The organism is Candidatus Methylobacter favarea (genome assembly GCF_902806695.1).
GTDB lineage: Bacteria > Pseudomonadota > Gammaproteobacteria > Methylococcales > Methylomonadaceae > Methylobacter_B > Methylobacter_B favarea.
Genome location: NZ_CADCXN010000036.1, coordinates 1 through 2395 on the forward strand (window position 1 = coordinate 1; position 2395 = coordinate 2395).

Annotated in this window: 3 protein-coding genes and 2 pseudogenes; all 5 read left to right on the top strand. The window is 47.9% G+C overall.

Annotated features, from left to right (window positions below):
• Positions 1 to 200 (top strand): annotated as a pseudogene (locus HUX64_RS03110) (IS1 family transposase); the annotation flags it as partial.
• A gap of 126 nt (positions 201 to 326) precedes the next feature.
• A complete protein-coding gene (locus HUX64_RS03115) occupies positions 327 to 521 on the top strand; it encodes a Mu transposase domain-containing protein (protein WP_174624783.1) in 195 nt (64 codons plus the stop codon).
• Positions 522 to 987: 466 nt separating this feature from the next.
• Positions 988 to 1242: pseudogene (locus HUX64_RS20350) on the top strand (ATP-binding protein); the annotation flags it as partial.
• A gap of 433 nt (positions 1243 to 1675) precedes the next feature.
• Positions 1676 to 1849, top strand: coding sequence for a hypothetical protein (locus tag HUX64_RS03130; RefSeq protein ID WP_174624785.1), 174 nt, complete (start codon positions 1676 to 1678; stop codon positions 1847 to 1849).
• 32 nt (positions 1850 to 1881) lie between these two features.
• Positions 1882 to 2184, top strand: a complete 303-nt coding sequence (locus HUX64_RS03135) for a helix-turn-helix transcriptional regulator (RefSeq protein WP_217426418.1) — start codon at positions 1882 to 1884, stop codon at positions 2182 to 2184.
• The last annotated feature ends 211 nt before the right edge of the window (positions 2185 to 2395 follow it).

Here is a 2395-nt window from a genome sequence, read left to right on the forward strand (position 1 = left end):
ACGAGAGCTTTGTCCCCGCAGGGCAACACACGCAATCAAAGGCCGAAACCTTCACCGTTGAGGGCTCCAACAGTTTGTTCAGGCATTTCCTTGCCAGGTTGCGCCGCAAGTCAAAATGCTACAGCAAGTGCCAAAAGATGTTGGAATATTCCGTAAGGCTTCTGATGGCTAAAAGAAATAATGAGATTATCTATAGTTAATTAGCAATACCTATTTAGCAATGCCAAGCGTTTTTGGACAAAGTCACTGAGCACTTGAATAAACGTTGCCATGACCGGTTTAGAGAGGAACAGAAGGTCTTAAACATTACCAGGTGAACGCTTTTCATGGACTATAGCGAGCTCAGTCTTAAGGTGACACGCAGCAGTACCCTGGAAGTCAAAAAGGTACTCTATACCGTGCCTTCACGCATGATCGGCGAAACCGTTCGCGTGCCTGTTTATCATGATCGCTTGGCCTTTTATAGGGAGCAAGCCTTAACCGCTACGCTTCCTCGTGTTTACCTGAAGGCCGCCCAATAACGCGCTCGAAGGATTGATAATCGCCACCTCATTCATCATCTATCCGCCAAACCCCAGGCCTTCCGGTTTTTACAGTTCCTGGATAAGTTATTCCCTACGGAGAGCTATCGAACCTTGTGGAGACTCTGATCACCAGTTTCAGTCACAAGAGGCCTGCAAATGGAGCGTCAGCCGGTTGCGGTTAGCCATGGATCATGACTGTGATGAACGGCTAGGCAAGGAGTTACTGGCGACTCTCGATCATAACCAACCACTACCGAGTCTTAAGGCGTTACAAGAACGTTATTTAGGCCGGTAACCGGTGCCCCTGATACTTGCGCGGCAACATGACTTAGCCAGCTATGCTTATCTAATGCAAGACAGTTGGCATCATCCGAGGACGGCTCTGCCTGAAGCCATCGACTGGTTATTGAAAGAACTCAGGCTGCCTGCCTTTATCCGGCCTTAACAAAGTCATCAACAGCAAGCTATTGAAAAGGGCTATGGCCATGTTCGGTATTTATCGGGACTGTGTGCACAGGGAACGGCGGATCGCTATCAAAAACGCGTCCAAAAATGGGCCCGAGAAGGCGGCTTTCCTGCCGGGAAAAGCTTTGCCAATCTGAACCTGGCAAAGCTCAGCGCCACCGTGCAACAGCAAATTGTTACCCTGAAAGAGCAAATGGACTGGGCATACCGGGCCAAAAACGTCTTATTGATCGGCCCCTCGGGGGTCGGTTAATCGCATATTGCCGCCGCTCTTGCCGGTCAGTTAATCGAGCAGAAAGTGCGCGTTAAAGGGTGCTCAGCGGTAACACTGGTGTAAAGCCTGCAACAAGCCAAGCGTGACCTGGACTTAATGACGGCTATGACGCGTCTGGATAAATATCAGGTACTGATTATTGATGATATCGGCTATGTCAAAACAACGGACGCGGAAACCCACGTTATTTGAATTAATCGAGCCTCGTTATGAAATCGGCCGCTTGATCATTACCTCAAACCAGCCCTCAGCCAGTGGGATAATCTCTTTCCAGACACCCTGAGGAATTTTGCTATGGAACCGCGACCTATCCATCGGTGCCGTTAATTGGTGATTTAATTCGTCTGGGTTGGCCTGAAATGCAAGATAGGTCTTCCGCAATACGCTTACTAGTGAGATTCTCTACGAGGCAATGCAAGCTGCAAATGTTCGCCGGGAAAGCATGAATCAATCGACGACAATTGCCCATCAATTAATTGCCAAGGCTTCTACAAAACAATTCAATATTGATAAGGAAATTAAACCATCATTTTTTGAGCTTTTGTTTCCTATATTCAGCAATACCACTTTAGATCAAGCAAGATGACACCGTCATAACTCGGACGGAGGTAATCCAACATGCACCAACTACCCCAGACCAGCTATATACGCTTACCACAAATCGTAGGCAACCCCAAAGCTGAACCGCCTATACCTGCCATTATTCTGGTAGGCAAATCGACCTGGTGGCAAGGCGTCAAAGATGGCCGCTTTCCAAAGCCAGTCAAACTTGGCCCCATAACAACTGCCTGTCGCGTGGAAGACATCCGCGCCTTGAGTGAAAACATAAGCCAAGGGGAGAGGAATGTTAGACAACAAAAAAGCCGCCGGGAATGGCGTTCCCCAAGCGGCCTTGAATACATCGTGCAAATGTCATTTTAATCCGGTTATCAACGGATTGAAAGCCGCCGTTTATCGGCTGGCCGCCTGGCTGTTTATCATGGAAATGTTTCATGTTTGATGCTATCGAGTCATATATGGACTCCTCCCCAATTGCAAGCCAAGTTTTTACAGAAATTGATGTTTCCAACAGAAATCAAGATTGCAGCCATGTATTCGGTCTCTTGGGAGAGGTATTTAACCTCTGGACCCT

Bases quoted from the DNA above. Each gene is read 5' to 3' on its own strand.
- HUX64_RS03115 (WP_174624783.1), top strand. From the start codon at position 327: ATGGACTATAGCGAGCTCAGTCTTAAGGTGACACGCAGCAGTACCCTG.
- HUX64_RS03130 (WP_174624785.1), top strand. From the start codon at position 1,676: ATGCAAGCTGCAAATGTTCGCCGGGAAAGCATGAATCAATCGACGACA.
- HUX64_RS03135 (WP_217426418.1), top strand. From the start codon at position 1,882: ATGCACCAACTACCCCAGACCAGCTATATACGCTTACCACAAATCGTA.